The sequence below is a fragment of the Pseudarthrobacter sp. B907 genome (assembly GCF_040137805.1).
In the GTDB taxonomy this organism is placed as follows: Bacteria; Actinomycetota; Actinomycetes; order Actinomycetales; family Micrococcaceae; genus Arthrobacter.
In genome coordinates this window covers 55,122-70,770 of the sequence record NZ_JBEEQE010000007.1, presented here as the reverse complement: position 1 = coordinate 70,770, position 15,649 = coordinate 55,122, and the positions used below count along the sequence as shown (strand labels likewise).

Here is a 15,649-nt window from a genome sequence, read left to right as displayed (position 1 = left end):
CTATGGTGGCCGCAGTAGGTGATCAGCAGGGCTGGGAGTAGGCCGGTTTCCACAGATTCCTTCCACACCCGGCAGTGGGCCGGATTCGCAGTAGCTGGTCCCTTGCACGGGAGCGTAGTCAACGCAGTGAGCCATCTGGGAAGTCGGCAGCGGCCCGGGGACACCCACAACCAGGACGGCCCCGGCAGCCCCAGACATACCTCGAGCCAGGCCCAGGTAAGCCTCGTCGGAAGGCGGGGAATACTGCATGTCAGAAGCCTAGCCACAACATCGGGACTGGGCGGTGTCTCAGTCGGCAATCGCGTGCAGGCTGCTCGCTGTGACCCGGACCGCTCAGTCGTAGTCGCTGTCGAGGTCCTCGTCTATGAGGCGGCGGGTCTCGGGAGAGGTATAGGGCCATGGCCGCTGAGTTGGTGTCGTCCACGGTGGGTCACCGTGGCGTGGTCCAGCGCATGTAGGACGTGCAGGGCGTCGGAGAAGTTCTTCGGCCAGGCCTTGGCGGCGGTGGTCAGGGTGTGTGAAAAGTTCTGTGATGACCGCCCCGCAGTCGAGTTCGGTGACGATGATGGCTGCTGTGATTCGCAGCGATAAGTGGCGGCGTTTTTGCAGCGGTAAATGTCACCCCTGGTGCCCGTTAGCCGATCCCCTACCGGGCGCTTGGTGACGATGACATTAGAATCTCGCTGCGAGACGGCGCGCCGCTATCTCTCTGTCCGAAACAAATTCACCCTCAGTTGAGTTCCCGCCTTCTTAGACGATGAAACGGTGACGCCTTCAAGACGCTCAAGGAGTGCACTGTGCACATCGTCGTCCGGTACCACTGCGGGGCGATGACCCGGGTCAGCGAGCCTCGCATAAGGGTCCCCCATCTCTCGTAGTAGTTCACGCAATTTATCGAGTGTCAGGTCCGGCGTGCGGAGGATTAATTGAATCATTTGGGGTGCGGCGACCCCGCGGTCCATGAGTGCTTGGATCCGCGGTAGGCCGATCTTCCATTGCCGTGCGTTGAGCGCCCGTGCTATGTCTTCGGCTTGTTGCCGCGTGCCGTGGGCGAGATATTCTGCCAGGTTGCCGACCACGGTCTTTTTGATGTCCATATTGATTTTTTCGCTTTGAAGCAGCTCTGGGATTTGCGATACCGGCAACGTCTCGGGTGATACGAAGGACTCGAAGTCCTCTGAAGCCGCAATCGCCGCTTCACGGGTGTTCCAGTCGACCATCAGAGCGCTGGCGAACGTTTCAGCATCATCGGGGATGAGGTTTTTCTCGATTAGTCGGCTAGCGAACTTCCCAGCCTCGGACTTGATGCTGTCGATGGGAAGTTCGCCAGGCTCCAGCTGCGCGACCAATCCGATCCTGTCTTCTGCATCGGGAAGAGTGTCCACCGCGTTCAGGATCGCCTGGGCGACGTCCCGCCTGTCCTCCAGCGATGAGGTGTCCTCGTCCCATTCGATCATGTTGTGTCTGCTCAGGAACGCAGTCAAGACGTCATCGACCTGGGCGTATTCGTCAATGTATGAGTGGATGTTTGTGAAGCTTGCAGGTGCACGATCTTCCGCAAGAATCGTCAGCCATGCGGATGGCGGAACTTCGGCGAGTGCGCTGACCCTACAGTTTCCGCTCGATTGCGAGACCAATCGGCGGATGTCTTCTGGATTGCCTTTCTCGCCGGCCTTCGTCACGATATTCGAGAACTGGTGAGGATCTTCAATCGTGTGCTCGGTATCCGGCGTGTCTGCAAAGGCCATGAGGTAGTCGCTGAGGTGGTCGATGGCGTTCTTGTACACGCGTTCATCTGCTTGGCGTAGCGCGTCCAGGGCGAGGGATTTACCCTGGGTGAGCTCGAAGAGATTGCCTTTCGTGACTGGATAAAGCCTCCGCGCGATGACCTGTTCGCGAGCGTCGTGGTTCAGCGGGTTAACGTCCCGAATTGTGGCCTTGCAGGCCGCGAAAACGCCTAGTGTGATTGCTGCCCGCTCCGATGACGTTGGTGCCGTGACGGATGTGAACTCAGCGTAGTGCGCCTCGAGAAGATCACGGACCTTGTCGTCGACATCGTAGCCCTCAGAATGAGGGAGGGCGCCAAGGACAGCGTCGACACTCGTCACGCGCTTTCCAGGCGGAAGAGGTGCATCGGCCGCCGTGTATTTCAGGGCGGCAGCCCACAGGGGAGCCATGGCGGCGAGGAGGCGTTCCGGCTCGGCCCCCCGAGCGCAGTAGCTTGCGACGAAATCAGCTTCTTGTTCGCCCCAGGCGGTGAGTCCTTTCGCGATTCTGCCCGCGGCCTTGGGGCGGTTTTGCAACAGATAGTCGACGATTGAGACGTTGCGCATGCTTGCGTCATCGAAGATCTCCGCAGTGTCGTCCGTCTCGGCCCCTTGCTCGATAAGGAGTTGTTGGACCGATTGCACATCGAGCTGAAACAGATGGTCAGGCTCGCCGGGTTCGATGCAGCGCCTCACGTATTCAAGGGCGTCCGGGCCGAGGTGTGTTCCGTAGTACGTGGATGTGTAGAGCGCAAAGTGCGAAGTGATGAAGCCGCGACGTACCAGTTCTTCGATCAATGGTGATCCAAGCTTCTCGTGGACGAGCTGATCGAAGGTCAGGGAACCTTCCGGATTCTGGAGAACAAACTCGGGACGGAGACGGAGCTGTGCCCAGGTGTGGTGTCGGAGGAACCGGATGGTCTCCTCGCAATCCGCTATCTGTGCCTCAATTTCACTCCGTACAGGCTCGTCCCACTCAGACAGATCGATGGTAATCCCGAGCATAGCTCCGAGTTGTTCCGCCGAGAATGCCAAAGTCATGTTGTATCCGTTAGGGACCCGTGCGTGCAGCTGCAGGAGTTTTCCGGACGCGATGGCGCGCCAGGTGGCGCGCTGCTGAAGCTTCGATTCATCGAATTCACCGACGAAGTTGATGGTCGATTGGCTGCCGTTCACGGACTGCAGACTGGCCCGGAGCGTCTCAACATGTTCCAAGAGACGTTGGCCCCAAAGGCGTGCTCGCTTATCGGCAGTGGCGTCGAGTTCTGATGCAATGCGAAGCTTTGCGAGCCGAATGACCTCGACTTTCAGATTGGAGCGCACCAGCTCGCGCCACGACTTGTAGAGGTGATCGAGCGTGCTGTCCTTGTGGCGAATTTTTTCAAAGTCTGCCAAGTGGGCGTTCTTGTAGACGACCATCGCGAAAACAAGATCGTCGTTGATGCCGTATACACGCGTGCGGGGAACGCTGAGACGGCTGCGGTAGACCTCGAACTCGTTCCTAATATTGTGGATGAGGCGCATGTCGGCTGCGTGGCGCGCTGAGATACGTATGAGTGACTGGTCTAGCGAAAAATTCTTACTTTTCATTGCGCGGCTCATCAGGTCTCGGGCGTTGTCGGCGTTGACAAATGGCACGACTGGAACGATCACGTCGAAGAACTTGGCCCTGTTAGCGACGTCGACCGCTCGTCGCGTAACGTCCTCGTCCCTGGGACTCTTCACATCCTCGATCTTCTCGAAAATGCTGTCTCGGATTGCGTATACGAATACGATGCGTTCAAGGGCGCTGGAGCTGTTCAGGAGCACGTTCAGGGCGCGCAGTGCGTCGAAGACCTTGATGTCTTCGAACCGATCGATGTCCTCAATCACTACGACCTTGGTTTTGCTGGCCTGGAAAAAGTAGACGATCTCGTCCAGGTACTCATCAAAGTATGTATTGGTCGCGCTGGTTAGGGTCACGCTCGTGAGGCCGGCGGCACCGACGGAGGCGCTCATGGCTGGGCCCCCGGCAATGAGCCTCCGGATAAACCATGTCGCGCAGATCACCCCTCCGGTAAGTACTCCGTAAGCCAGGATGCGTCGACCCCACGGTTCGGGTACGACAGACTCAACTAGTGGCTGGAGCAGCCCAAGGAGAAGAGCGACAGTGACGGTCAGTACGCCGCTTATGGAAGATATTAACCAATCCCGTTTCGTTTGTGGTGCGCTGGTGCGGCGAAACCTGGACTTGGGCGTTTTGTGCGCAGGGAGCCGGTAGAGGAGCTGCTTGACAATCTCTTTCTGAATGAGATTGGTCTGGACTTTTTCGTCCTCCGGTGCGTCATCGCCGTCCGCCTTGCGCTGTGGTGGAGCGATGGTGGACAGCGATATCTCTATGACCTGACCGTCACGTTGTCGGCCGAGTTGCTCAAGGACGCTGCTCTTGCCTGTGCCATAAGCCCCTGTCAGCGCAACGTTGTGCACCCCCTCGTGGTCGATGGCCCTTGTAAGCAGGTCGTAGTAGACACGGTGGCTTCCCTCGTCGAATTTTGGGGTGAGGCTGGCGAGCATTATGTCCTTGCCAGCGGACTCATTCTTAGCCGCCCCGATCCAGTTCATTGGAATTCCTGGATCGAGATCCTCGACACTTTGACCCACGCGTACACACCCTCGTTTTTCAGTGGGTTCAGAACCCGATTGGACGTATCCGCATGCTATCGGTCAACAGCGATATTCCACTTACATCCACCGGACCTCCCACGGCTCCAAGTTGGTCCCCGACGTTCTAACGGCAGAAATGAGCGCCCGTTAGACGGTGCTCAACCGGACGGCACGGCGCAGCCTGGCACGCACCTAGAAAAGCCCGCCGTCATGGCCTTACGGTTTCTCGTAAGACCCGCCCGCAAAACTGCCCGGTGTAGGCGCCCTATATGGCACATCCAAAAACGACCGAAACGGTGGAGTGAGCACGGAAACAAAACCAGACGTGATGGTGCAGCGATACCTTGCACGAGTTCTCGGCTCCGATAGCAAACTCAGTCCTGCACGAACACGGCAGCTCCTCCAGCTCGCGGCTGAGAAACTCACAGTTGAACCCCGGGACTTGGACCGAGCAGTATGGCTCCATGAGAGTCCATCGAAGTAGTCGCCCGGCCAGCCTGGGACGGTGACGTTCAGGAGTTTTGATCTTCTCCCTGCAGTTCGTCCGCGAAAGTTCACGGGCTGTAGGATCCTCCTGCTCGTACCCCCGATGAATGGAGCCCAAATGGCATCCACCAAGTACTGCTGTGGTCAAAATCTACGAAGAAGGCGAGAAAGTATGCGCCAGCTGCGGCGAAAAGCTCTGATGGCACACCGGCAGTAAGGAAGCCCACCTCTGTTTGCACAGCGGGTGGGCTCTCTTTTTCGCTTTAGCCCTGTTGGGCTTTACGCGTCGGACCATCAAGATCGTCTTTGTCGGCGGCCTCTATGTTGTCGTTCTGCGCGGAAGCAAGCATGCGCTTCTCCATCCTGGAAGCCTGCATCTGCTTGAGTTTGTCGTAACTGACCAGGCTGACTTTAACGAGCGCCGCCGTGGCCACCACGACACCAGCGATGAGCAGATCCTGCTGCCGAGCGTCCGTCGAACCGTCGTGATAGCCCTTGCCGTACACCGAATTTCCCGCCATGGTTCTCCCTGCTTACGAGTAGTGACAGTTCGAGCCTAATGGGAAATGCAGACAGAGTTTCCTGTGGCTCCAAGCCGCTGTAGGGTTTCGGCATGGCTTGTGGTAAATGCGGATTTGAAGGTCACAACAGTCGTTCATGTGAAGGGCCCCATTGGCCGTGTCCTAGTTGCGGCAAGCCTACGGCCAACATGAACGATTACTCCGAACGCCATGACCGGTCGTATTGTTCTCCGTTCACCAGCTCCGAATGTTGGCGTTGATTGGAATTCGGCTCCTGAGAGGCCTGAAGTTTCGCCCTGCTATGCCGGTGGGACAAAGAACCCCCGAGGGTACATCTGACCCAGACCCCATTGGGCTGGTAGGTGCCACGCCTAGCCCAGTGAAAGCTTTCAAACTTGACGTAGTAACCGGAGTCACGCTGGCGCCAGCCCCGGCGAAGTGCAGGGGCTGAGCCATACACCTGTGCGCGATTTCGCGCTGCTGGCAACAGCCTTGACATGGCTGCGGGACGTTCTGACCAGCGGGAATGCAGTTGCGCGGTTGGGAGGGTGCGAACACCCCCGTCGACGACGTCTAGGCTTCTAACGTCCGCGGCCCGAACGCCGATCGGGGCTGGACGACTCTAGTTATTCGCTACAGTATGACAATGCCCCGTGCCTATGGTTTCCGTGTCTTCACCGTTGAAGCCTTCATGAACCGCAAGAAGGACCAGTCGCCTCTGGACAGCTCGTCGACTTCTAACGTCCGCAACGAGATCCTCGCGTTGTTGGAAAGAATCCACGCTCAGGGGACGTGGCGATTTCCGCCGAAGCCCTCGCCTGACGGCGAACCTGAGCGCCCGACGGAGACTGCTACTTTGTCAGCGGTAACGGTGGTCAACCAGGAAGTGATCCACTTGGAGATGGCCATCGGGGAGACCGGCAGCCATGCTTTCGCCACCCATCCGGTCGAACCCGCTGTGGACATTGCGAACCGTTCGGCTGAGCGGCCGCACATGATTACGCTCGTTTTCTCGCCCCAGGTCGCTACTCGGTTCATCATCGTAGCCCAGACCGCATACCGACGCGACGCTGTCAGTAGATTCCTCTCCATGCTTACCCAGGAGGGCAACATTTGGAAGAAGGAACGCCTCGCCGCGCAGGAGTCGTCCCGCGCGATGGCGCGGGAGACTGGCGCCCCTGTGCCGCAGAAGCGGCCTGAGGTGCGGCTTCTCTTTGAAGCGAAGCAGGCGGCCGACAATGCGTTCCTTGATGAGATCCTTCAGGGGGCTAAGTCCGCAGCGGCTACGTTTACGAGCCGCGTCGGTTCAAACCGGGGTGGGAACCCGGACCGAGTGGACAGGACCCTCAAGATCAGCCTCATCGACGATCAACAGAAGGAGATCGCGCCGCGGGTCGGTCGCACATGGATGAGCCGGCGCCGTCAAGGTACGACGACCACACAGCGCGATGGAGTGTCGGAGGTCTCTGCTTTTCTTGAGGCAGAGCATCTGTTGGACGAGAGTGAAGGAGATCGGTATGACCAAGTTTCGCTCAGCATCCGCAGTGCCAACAACGAGACCACCACAATCGCGGTCGATACGCTTCGTGACGTGTTCACTTACCCCGTCTCCGACGGCTCACCCGATGTCTACTTCTACTACGACCGCGTCTCGTCGAGACTGCACACGATTGCGATGCAGGACGGGCTCCATCTCAACAGGATCGATCCCTCTGAGGTCCAGGAATGTCTGAGCGCTTTGACGTCCGACCACTGATTCGGGGTTTGCGCCTCGGGCTGCGGAAGCGCAGAGCGGATGCTGACAACGAAACCGCCGACGTATGGTCCCGGACCGTCCTCTTCGGAATCCCGGTGCTTATCCTCATCCTGATGGTTGTCTTCCGTGTCGAGCTGACAAAAGCGGACCAACTCCTGGCCGGCGCCGCGCTGCTCTCGGCTGCGCTAATCGGGGCGTTCGCTCAGATCGTGTCCTGGCGGGAGCGCATCCTCCGGAGAAATCGCGACGTCGAACGGTTGAAGGTTCGGGCACTCAACGAAGCGGGAGCGCACGTACTCGTCTCACTGGTCATGTCAGTGGTGGTAACCGTGGCAGTCTTCGTGCTCGCCAACCTGACTCTGACCTGTGTCCCGCTGTTCGTACACATCATTGCTTGGGTTCTTAGTGGGATCAGCGCTGCCTCGTTTGCCTACGTTGCCCTATCGCTGATCATTGTCGCCAATCTTCTTTGGGACGCCTTTGAACGTGAAGAGCAGGACATGGCCGAACAGAATGCACCCCGTTACCCTACGCACGACTGAACATGGTATGGCCAGTAGGTGGGTCCGACATATACGCCCGGCGAGCCGACTAGGGATGGGACCAACGATCACCCCAGGCGCAGGGCGACTTGCGGAGGGGAGAGATGCAGGCCCTAAGACGTGGTCGCGTTCGGACGGGACGGCCCGATCCCGGAGACCGTTGAGAAGTTGAACTGCACGGCAGTGAGAGAATGTCCGGGTGCCGTCCACCTTCGTGTGGGTTGGGTGGCTTCTACAGCAGACCGTCGCCCGGCAGTCTGGTCAAGAGTGAAGGATCCCTGTGCCGCATAGCTCTATCAACCACGCTCGAATCGTGGCGCTCATCTGGAACATCGCTGACGAGGTGCTCCGCGACCTCTACGTCCGCGGCAAGTACCGCGATGTGATCCTCCCTTTCACGGTCCTGCGCCGGCTCGACAGCGTCCTTGGCCCGACGCGCGACGCGGTGAAGACCATGAAGAAGATGCTCGACGATGCAGGCATCGCCGATCAAGATGCGCCGCTCAGAGACGCGGCGAAGCAGGACTTCTACAACACCTCAGGATTCTCGCTGCAGGATCTGCGCCACGTCTCGAACTCGACCCGTCTGCGACAAAACTTCGAGGCGTACTTGGACGGGTTCTCTCCCAACGTGCAGGAGATCATCGACAACTTCGAACTCCGCAACCAGCTTCCCCGGCTCACGAAGGCTGATTCGCTGGGCTCGTTGATCGAGAAGTTCCTGGCGCCTGGCCTCGACCTCTCGCCGGCAGGCCTCGACAACCACGGCATGGGCACTGTCTTCGAGGAACTCGTGCGCCGTTTCAACGAGGAGAACAACGAAGAGGCCGGTGAGCACTGGACTCCGCGCGACGCCGTGCGACTGATGACCCGGCTGATGTTCGAACCCATCGCAGACGCGATCCCTTCGGGCACGTACCGTCTCTATGACGGCGCGATGGGCACCGGCGGCATGCTGACTGTGGCCGAGGAGACGCTGCACCATCTTACGGAGCCCTCCGGTAAGAAGGTATCCACCCACCTGTATGGGCAGGAGATCAACGCCGAAACGTATGCGATCGCTAAGGCCGACCTAATCCTCAAGGGCGACGGCAAGGCCGCCGACAACATAGTCGGAGGCCCGGAGTACTCAACGCTCTCGAATGATGCCTTTGCTGGCCAGGAGTTCGACTTCATGCTCTCGAATCCGCCCTATGGCAAGAGTTGGAAGACTGACCAGGACCGCCTCGGAGGCGCGAAGAAGATCATCGACCCGCGCTTCGTGGTGACCCACGACGGTGACAGTGAATACTCGCTCGTGACGCGCAGCAGCGACGGGCAATTGATGTTCCTGGCGAACCTCATCTCGAAGATGAAGCAGGGTACCGAGCTTGGCTCCCGGATCGCGTCGGTCCACAACGGGTCTTCGCTGTTCACTGGAGATGCGGGCCAGGGCGAGAGCAACATCCGCCGCTGGATTATCGAGAACGACTGGCTCGAGGCGATCGTAGCGCTGCCGCTCAAGATGTTCTACAACACCGGTATTGCGACCTACGTCTGGGTGCTCTCCAACCGCAAGGAGGAGCGCCGCAAGGGCAAGGTGCAGCTCATTGACGCCACCGGATGGTCAACGCCGCTCCGCAAGAACCTCGGTGAAAAGGGCGTCGAGGTCTCCAAGGCTGACGCCGACAGGGTGCTCGAAGCGTTCACCGCGTTCGACCAGTACGAAGACCGCGATTGCTCCAAGGTGTTCGACGGAGTCGACTTTGGCTACCACAAGATTACCGTTGAGCGACCTCTGCGCATCGCCGGAGTAGATCCGAACCGCGTGTACACGGCCAAGGAGATCAAACAGCTCAAAGAGGAGGGTGTACGCGACGAGGCAGCGCCGCCTGTCATCAAGAAGGCTCTCCCGTACGCGACCGTGCCCGATCCACTGCACGGTCTCTACGAAGCGATCGTCGATGACCGCATTCGCGTAGTAGAGTACGAGCCCGACGCCGAACTTCGCGACACCGAGCAAGTCCCGCTGACCGAACCGGCACGTGAATACGGCCATGGCGTTGAGGCGTTCTTCCGCCGCGAAGTCGCTCCCTACGCTCCGGACGCCTGGATCGATGAGTCGAAGACGAAGATCGGCTACGAGATCTCCTTCACGCGCCACTTCTACAAGCCCACACCGATGCGCACCCTGGCCGAAATCCAAGCTGATATCCGCGCTCTCGAAGCAGAGACGGATGACCTGATTGCCGAGATCGCGGGTGAGGACTGATGTTTCACGATCTGCCGCGATATTCGGATACCACGTCGAACTTCTTCTGGTCGTCTCGCATTCCGAGTCACTGGCGAGTTCAGCCGGGGCTTGCTGTCCTGCAGGAGAATCGGCGCAAGAACCACGGACTGATTGAGTCGCAAGTACTTTCGCTGAGTTACGGGCGAGTAGTCGTCAAACCTGTCGAAAAGCAACGGGGTCTTGTTCCTGAGTCCTACGAGGGCTACCAGGTGCTTGATCCAGGCGACATTGTCGTACGTCCAACTGATCTACAGAACGATCAGACGAGCATCCGAGTGGGTCACGTAAAGCACCTCGGGATCATCACCTCGGCATACATCGGTCTTCGTCCGACCGGCGACTGGAGCGACGCATATGCGTTTCAGTACCTGACCGTGGTCGACTCATCGAAGCGAATCTATGGGATGGGAAGCGGTCTGCGTCAGCAGCTGAGCTGGTCGGATCTTAAACGGATGCCCTGCCTGGTACCGCCACCAGAGGATCAGGCTGCGATCGTGAAGTACCTCGCCCACGCGAATGCCCGAATTGACAAAGCTATCGCCGCCAAGCGTCGCCTTGTATCGCTTCTCGATGAGCAGAAGACCGCGCAGATCGCTGCTGTTTTTGCAGGTGGGGGAGGCAAAGATGCCCCCTTCATTCCGCTTAAGCGGCTCGTAAGGGTCATGGGTGGGATGACGCCCAGTAAGGAAAACGCGGCCTTCTGGGGCGGTGACATTCCTTGGGTTAGCCCTAAGGATGTCAAGACGGACGTTCTTGATGGCTCGCTCGATTGCATCACGCAGACCGCGCTGGACGGGACGAACATCTCCTTCGTTCCGCGTGGTTCGGTAGTGATCGTAGTGCGGGGGATGATTCTGGCCCGCACGGTTCCGGTTGCCACTCTGAACGTGGACTCGACGATTAACCAGGACATTAAGGCTATGGTGCCGTGTGAAGGAGTCATCACGTCGGAGTATCTTCGGGACTGGTTGAGCGCGCATGAGGCTGAATTGATTCAGCTTGTAGAGACTGCTGGACATGGCACGAAGAAGCTTGACACCGAACGGCTGATGAATGTTCGCGTGTCACTTCCGCCTGTCGCAGTGCAGGAGGAGTTGTCAAGACGTGCAGGTGCAGAAAGCTCGGCAACAAGCGCGGCCGTACAACGTGTCCGAGACGAGGTCGCCCTCCTTCAAGAATTTCGTATGCGCCTCGTTGCAGACGTTGTGACAGGGCAGGTCGATGTTAGGGCGATCGCAGCGACGCTGCCTGACGGACCCGAATCGATCGACGTCGCGTTCGTTGGACTCGATGACGATCTCGAGGAAGCATTGGTCGGGAGCGAGGAGTGAGCATGCAGCGACTGAATGAGGAGAGCCTGGAGGCTCTCCTTGTCGCCCAGATGAGAGACGGCGGCTGGACCGAGGGTGCGCCGGGCGACTATAGCGCCTCTTACGCTCTCGACCTCGGTCACTTCGAAGGGTTCATTGAGGCGACTCAGCCCGATCTCGTCGAACCGCTCGGTCTCGCCACGGAGTCTCCCGCCCGCCATAAGTTTCTCGCTCGGTTGCAGGGAGAAGTCACCCGACGAGGCGTCGTCCATGCCCTGCGCAATGGCATTGACCACCACGGCCTCCATATTGATTTGTACTATCCGACGCCTGCGGCCGGGAACGCGAAGGCCGCCGTCCTGTTCGATGCGAACAGGTTCGTCGTCACCCGACAGGTGCATGACAGTGTCAGCAACACAGGTGATGCCGTCGATCTCGTGGCGTTCGTTAACGGTCTGCCGGTGTTCACGTTCGAACTCAAGAACAACATCACGAACCAGACGGTCGAAGACGCGGTGCAGCAGTACCAGCGCGACCGCGACCCTCGTGAGCCGCTGTTCGCGTTCGGACGGACGATCGCGCACTTCGCGCTGGACGACCAGCGCGCACGGTTCTGTACCGAGCTAAAGGGGGCCTCGTCATGGTTCCTGCCCTTTGACCAAGGGTTCAACGACGGCGCGGGGAACCCACCGAATCCTGAGGGGGTCATGACGGACTACCTGTGGCGGCGAGTGCTCGCGCCGCAGAGTCTCGCAGGGATCATCGAGAACTACGCCCAGATCGTCGTCGAGAAGAACCCGAGGACCGGCAAGAAGGTATCGAAGGCGATCTTCCCCCGGTACCACCAGCTCGACGTGGTGCGCCGGCTGCTCGCCGACGTCGAAGCACGTGGTGCGGGCCGCCGCTATCTCATCCAGCATTCTGCAGGCAGCGGCAAGTCTAACTCGATCGCCTGGCTGACTCACCAGCTCACCGAGGCCTCCCATGCTGGTCGCATCGCGTTCGACTCAATTGTCGTGGTGACTGATCGCATCATCCTCGACAACCAACTCACTCAGACCATCAAGTCGTTCCTGCAAGTCGGGTCAACTGTGGTGCACGCCGACCGGTCCGGCGATCTTCGGCGGGCGATCACGGCGGGCAGGAAGATCATTGTCACCACCGTGCAGAAGTTCCCGTACATCTTGGATGACATCGGCGCCGACCACAGCAACCGGACCTTCGCGATCATCATCGATGAGGCGCACTCTTCCCAAGGATCGAAGACCTCGGCGGCCGTCTCGCATGCGCTCGGCGGCATCGAAGCCGACGAGGAGGACACGGTCGAGGACCGGATCAACCGGATCATCGAAGGCAAGAAGCTCCTGACGAACGCGAGCTACTTCGCGTTCACCGCGACGCCGAAGAACAAGACCCTCGAGATGTTCGGCGAGCCCGTTCCCAACGCGGACGGGGCCACCGGCTTCCGGCCGTTCCACTCTTACACGATGAAACAGGCGATCCAAGAGGGCTTCATCGTCGACGTCCTCGCCAATTACACGCCGGTCGGCAGCTACTACAAGCTTATGAAGACCGTCGAGGATGATCCCGAGTTCGACGCCAAGCGCGCCTCGAAGAAGCTCCGCGCTTACGTCGAGGGCAACGAGCACGCAATCGGACAGAAGGCTAGCATCATGGTTGATCACTTCCTCGCTCAAGTGGTTGCGAAGCGCAAGATAGGCGGCCAAGCCCGTGCGATGGTCGTGACCTCGTCGATCGCGCGGTGTATCGAGTACTTCCATGCCATCCGCGACGTACTCACCGCCCGCAACAGCCCCTACAAGGTGGTCGTCGCGTTCTCCGGCGAGCACGAGTACAAGGGCATGAAGGTGACGGAGGCTAGTCTGAACGGCTTTCCGTCCAACGCGATCGCCGAGCAAGTGAAGACCGATCCACATAGGGTTCTTGTCGTCGCGAACAAGTTTCAGACCGGCTATGACGAGCCGCTTCTCCACACGATGTACGTCGACAAGACTCTCGCGGGTGTGCTGGCTGTGCAGACGCTGTCGCGGCTCAACCGTGCGCACCCGGCCAAGCACGACACCTTCGTGCTCGACTTCGCCAATGACGCCGACGACATCCAACGGGCGTTCGAGCCGTACTACCGCACGACGGTTCTGGCAGAAGCGACCGATGCCAACAAGCTGCATGATCTCGTCAACGACCTCGATGCGTTCGGTATCTACACGTCGGAGCAGATCGATGAGTTCGTCAGCCGATATTTGGCGGGGGAGAGCCGTGACCGTCTCGACCCGCTCCTCGACGTCTGTGTCGCGGAGTATATTCAGCTCCACGACGAGGACGACCAGGTGACGTTCAAGGGCAACGCGAAGGCGTTCCTGCGCACCTACAACTTCCTGTCCACGGTGCTGCCATACGGCAGCGCCGAGTGGGAGAAACGTTCTATCTTCCTCGATCATCTCGTCCCCAAGCTGCCTGCCCCCAAGGAAGAAGACCTCGCTAGCGGGATCCTCGAGAACATCGACCTGGAGTCGTACCGCGCCGAGAAGCTAAACGCGATGAAGATCGTGCTTGACGACGAAGATGGCACTCTTGACCCTGTCCCGGCCCGCGGGGGCGGACACCTCGCTGACCCGGAGCTTGAGAGGCTCTCCGCGATCGTGAAGAGCTTTAACGATTACTTCGGCAACATCGAGTGGAATGATGCTGACCGCGTAGAACGCTTCATCACCGAGGAGATCCCGCGGCTCGTGTCTGAGGACGAGGCGTACCGAAACGCGCAGACCAACAACGACCCAGTGAACGCCCGCGTCGAGAGTGACCGGGCGCTGAGCCAAGTGATGCTTCGACTCATTGCCGATGACACCCAGCTCTTCAAGGAGTTCCAGGACAACAGCAGCTTCAAGCGCTGGCTCGCAGAGGCTGTTTTCAATGCGACTTATCGGAAGGGCGCATAATCACCGCCGCAGAGGGCATCTGGTCGAGCTACAGCGAGTGATCGACTACTCGGGCTCAGGCTGAGCCCACATTCCTCATGGCCATCAGGGAGTGGTGGAATCTAGGCATAAGCAATAATGCCGGAAAAGGCCCGTCGCGAAGAAGATCGCATTCCAGGCCCTGGAGTTTTGCTCGGCGAAAATGCGCCAATGATCCCTGCAATCCGAACGCATGGCGGACAGTCCGTTCAGAGCGACCGTTTTCTGAGCGGAATCGGCTCTTCTCAACGTCTACCCGGCTATTGAAATTCTCGACCGTCCCGGATTTGCATTGCATGATCAGTTCCGCCCGGACCGCGTGTGACTTTCCAGACTCGGGGCGTGCTGTCATCACCCGGAGGCGCGAGGACCAGATACCACGGGTGATTGCCCTTGCCCTCAGCGCGAAAAGCGCCTCGCAGCGCGCCTACAGTCCAGCGACCGGTAAGGCCTTGCCCGTCCCAGGTCTTCACGAGGGCACCGATGACTGCGAGAGGGATTGCGCGCGGAACGTAAACGCGCCGCCTCCTTCCGGAAGGACTGCTGAGATAAACAGCGGAGTCCTCGGTCTCGGGCGTGAAGGCTTCCCAGAGATCCTCGGCCGCGGCCCCTTGCTCCGCTTCAGCGTCCGGCACACTATCACTCGCTTGCTGCACCGCCAGATCGCTGACCTTCTGATCGACCCCGACCAGCAAGAGTTGGAGTTCGGCCAGAACCCTTTTCTGGTAATGGTTAGCGCTCGCCCCTTCGCGGGCCTGCCGCCGGAAGATGAGATAGGCCAGGAGCACCCCAACGATCGAAACGGCTACGCCGACATATCCGATCACATTCAAGAGTGGTTGCTCGAACCAGGTACCACCCTTCTGCCACCACAACAGTAGGCAAACCGCGACGACCAAAAGAACCCCGAGAATGCACACGGTCACGTCGACCACTGTGCCCTTGCCGTGATTCGGGTCTTCGTTGTCAGCGATCAAGTCGCCGGTCTGCTTCTTCCGCATGAGAACGAGCGTATAGCAGGCGAACGACATGGGTGGCGGAAATGAAGGCTAGCGGGGGCACCCCGGGCTGTCACCGAAGTTGCGCATGGAAACCCTGACTTGCTTGGAGCGCCGCAAGACGCTATAGCACCTCCGCCCTGGAAATGTCCGATCTGACGTCCAGCGAGTGATGGCGAAAGACCGTGTTGTTGCGCGAGGATTCAAGATCGGCGCTGACATACTAACACCGTCATGGTGATGTTATTCCCTTTAGTGGATAGCCTGCGTGCAAACCTCTTAACCAGCGGTTGCAGAGGTGACCGATTCGACAGGCCGGCCAGAAGGGCTGAAATCCAGACCAGCCCGCGCGGATCGCCAGTGTGCGTTGAATGCTGCGG

At 59.3% G+C, this 15,649-nt stretch carries 9 protein-coding genes; 6 read left to right on the top strand and 3 right to left on the bottom strand.

Features of this window, described 5'->3' with window-relative positions; translation table 11 throughout:
* Nucleotides 1-701 precede the first annotated feature (701 nt).
* Nucleotides 702-4,367, bottom strand: a complete 3,666-nt coding sequence (locus ABLI39_RS08045) for a YobI family P-loop NTPase (protein ID WP_349412923.1) — start codon at nucleotides 4,365-4,367, stop codon at nucleotides 702-704.
* 343 nt (nucleotides 4,368-4,710) lie between these two features.
* Between ABLI39_RS08045 and ABLI39_RS17425 the strand changes: the two genes are divergently transcribed.
* Nucleotides 4,711-4,893: a DUF8548 family protein gene (locus ABLI39_RS17425; protein WP_502935206.1), complete on the top strand. Its 183-nt coding sequence runs from the start codon at nucleotides 4,711-4,713 to the stop codon at nucleotides 4,891-4,893.
* 265 nt (nucleotides 4,894-5,158) lie between these two features.
* On the opposite strand, the gene ABLI39_RS08040 is transcribed toward ABLI39_RS17425, so the two are convergent.
* Nucleotides 5,159-5,416, bottom strand: a complete 258-nt coding sequence (locus ABLI39_RS08040) for a hypothetical protein (RefSeq protein WP_349412922.1) — start codon at nucleotides 5,414-5,416, stop codon at nucleotides 5,159-5,161.
* Between the two features lie 646 nt (nucleotides 5,417-6,062).
* Between ABLI39_RS08040 and ABLI39_RS08035 the strand changes: the two genes are divergently transcribed.
* From ABLI39_RS08035 to ABLI39_RS08015, 5 genes are all read left to right on the top strand, one after another.
* Nucleotides 6,063-7,172, top strand: coding sequence for a hypothetical protein (locus tag ABLI39_RS08035; RefSeq protein ID WP_349412921.1), 1,110 nt, complete (start codon nucleotides 6,063-6,065; stop codon nucleotides 7,170-7,172).
* A gap of 95 nt (nucleotides 7,173-7,267) precedes the next feature.
* Nucleotides 7,268-7,714 (top strand): hypothetical protein, encoded by a 447-nt coding sequence (locus ABLI39_RS08030; protein WP_349412920.1) that lies wholly within the window; start codon nucleotides 7,268-7,270, stop codon nucleotides 7,712-7,714.
* A 313-nt stretch (nucleotides 7,715-8,027) separates the two neighbouring features.
* Entirely contained in the window at nucleotides 8,028-9,965 is a 1,938-nt protein-coding gene (locus ABLI39_RS08025; RefSeq protein ID WP_349412919.1) for a type I restriction-modification system subunit M, read from the top strand.
* Nucleotides 9,965-11,317, top strand: a complete 1,353-nt coding sequence (locus ABLI39_RS08020) for a restriction endonuclease subunit S (RefSeq protein WP_349412918.1) — start codon at nucleotides 9,965-9,967, stop codon at nucleotides 11,315-11,317. Before ABLI39_RS08025 ends, ABLI39_RS08020 begins: the two co-directional genes overlap by 1 nt.
* Nucleotides 11,318-11,319: 2 nt before the next feature.
* Nucleotides 11,320-14,253 (top strand): type I restriction endonuclease subunit R, encoded by a 2,934-nt coding sequence (locus tag ABLI39_RS08015; protein WP_349412917.1) that lies wholly within the window; start codon nucleotides 11,320-11,322, stop codon nucleotides 14,251-14,253.
* A 278-nt stretch (nucleotides 14,254-14,531) separates the two neighbouring features.
* Here ABLI39_RS08015 and ABLI39_RS08010 read toward each other — a convergent pair whose 3' ends face one another.
* Nucleotides 14,532-15,272: a hypothetical protein gene (locus ABLI39_RS08010; RefSeq protein WP_349412916.1), complete on the bottom strand. Its 741-nt coding sequence runs from the start codon at nucleotides 15,270-15,272 to the stop codon at nucleotides 14,532-14,534.
* Nucleotides 15,273-15,649 lie beyond the last annotated feature (377 nt).

Excerpts from the sequence above, each read along its gene's own strand:
- ABLI39_RS08010 (WP_349412916.1), bottom strand. The coding sequence starts at position 15,272 with ATGCGGAAGAAGCAGACCGGCGACTTGATCGCTGACAACGAAGACCCG.
- ABLI39_RS08040 (WP_349412922.1), bottom strand. The coding sequence starts at position 5,416 with ATGGCGGGAAATTCGGTGTACGGCAAGGGCTATCACGACGGTTCGACG.
- ABLI39_RS08015 (WP_349412917.1), top strand. The coding sequence starts at position 11,320 with ATGCAGCGACTGAATGAGGAGAGCCTGGAGGCTCTCCTTGTCGCCCAG.
- ABLI39_RS08045 (WP_349412923.1), bottom strand. The coding sequence starts at position 4,367 with ATGAACTGGATCGGGGCGGCTAAGAATGAGTCCGCTGGCAAGGACATA.
- ABLI39_RS08035 (WP_349412921.1), top strand. The coding sequence starts at position 6,063 with ATGCCCCGTGCCTATGGTTTCCGTGTCTTCACCGTTGAAGCCTTCATG.
- ABLI39_RS08020 (WP_349412918.1), top strand. The coding sequence starts at position 9,965 with ATGTTTCACGATCTGCCGCGATATTCGGATACCACGTCGAACTTCTTC.